The organism is Candidatus Enterococcus testudinis, assembly GCF_002140915.1.
GTDB classification, from domain to species: Bacteria; Bacillota; Bacilli; order Lactobacillales; family Enterococcaceae; genus Enterococcus_D; species Enterococcus_D testudinis.
Genome location: NZ_NGKU01000001.1, coordinates 541,754 through 542,965, shown reverse-complemented (window position 1 = coordinate 542,965; position 1,212 = coordinate 541,754). Strand labels below are relative to the sequence as shown.

At 28.4% G+C, this 1,212-nt stretch carries 1 protein-coding gene and 1 pseudogene; both read left to right on the top strand.

Features of this window, described 5'->3' with window-relative positions:
- The first annotated feature begins 1 nt into the window (after position 1).
- Complete coding sequence (locus A5886_RS15620) at positions 2-130, top strand: AAA family ATPase (protein ID WP_256926245.1); 129 nt, start codon at positions 2-4, stop codon at positions 128-130.
- Between the two features lie 524 nt (positions 131-654).
- Positions 655-1,212 (top strand): annotated as a pseudogene (locus A5886_RS15730) (ATP-binding protein); the annotation flags it as partial.

Genomic DNA, 1,212 nt, shown 5'->3' with positions numbered 1-1,212 from the left:
ATTGTTAATAGATGAGATTGATGCTACATTATATCCAGCAGCTCAAAATAAACTGATAAATATTATTTATAAAAAATCTATAGAGTATGGCTTTCAGGTTTTCTGTACTACACATTCAAGATGTGTATAAGAGACAGTCTATAGAGTATGGCTTTCAGGTTTTCTGTACTACACATTCACTTTCATTGATTGAAAATGTCATGAAAACTAAACTAACGCTTCGATCAACTGACAATAAAATAAATATTTTCAATCTAAGTGCTGATGCACTTCCACTTAAGATTGACACTGTTAATAATATTAGTAAACTTAAAAATGAATTTTTTGTGTTGCCCGAACCTGTCTCTTATACACATCTAGATGTGTATAAGAGACAGATTTAAATAGTTTATACCTTTCTCAGTAACAAATTTAAGAATGTTCTCTCCATTATCATTTTTGTAAACAGTGCTAATATTTTTTTCTGATCTTGTCCGTTTTTATACATTCTAAATTTAAAATAGGCATTGGTTTCCCTCCGTTGATATTTCTTATTATGTAGGCTTTAATAAATCACCCAAACAAAAAAACAACTCAATATATTCGTACAAGACTTCATTAATCCGTGTATAATGTAGATAGATAATTATTGTTGGTGAAATGGAGTTGTATCAAATGGCAAAAGCAAAATGGAAAAATCCTCAAAAAAGTTATATATCAAAAATGAGTATCTCAGATTTCAGACTAATAGATAATATAGATTTTGTACCAGGGAAAAATCTTAACTTATTAGTTGGGAAAAATGGAACTGCGAAATCAACGATATTAGGTATGATTGCTCAAGGTTTTTCGTTTAATCCCAATGCTATAATTGGTGTTACCAAAAGTCAGTTTGATACAATTAATAAAAAGGACACCTTAACTACTGATGAAGAATCCAAAAAAAAAAAATTCATTAATCTTTTAACATATTCAGGAAAAAATTTTGAGTCTAAGGTAAACGAGCATTTCAAACTGTCTAAATCGGATGTCACAAAAAAAGAGCATGCTATTATATCTCTGCAAGACTCTAAAAATAAAACTATTCAATTCAAAATAGGTAGCAATAATTACAATGACAGAGTAAATCCTAGATTAGTTACTAGAAGAATTGATGATATTAATGATACAGAAAAAGAGAAAGATACATCTTCTTCAAATATCATTTTTCCAGTTATATATCTTGGTTTAAAT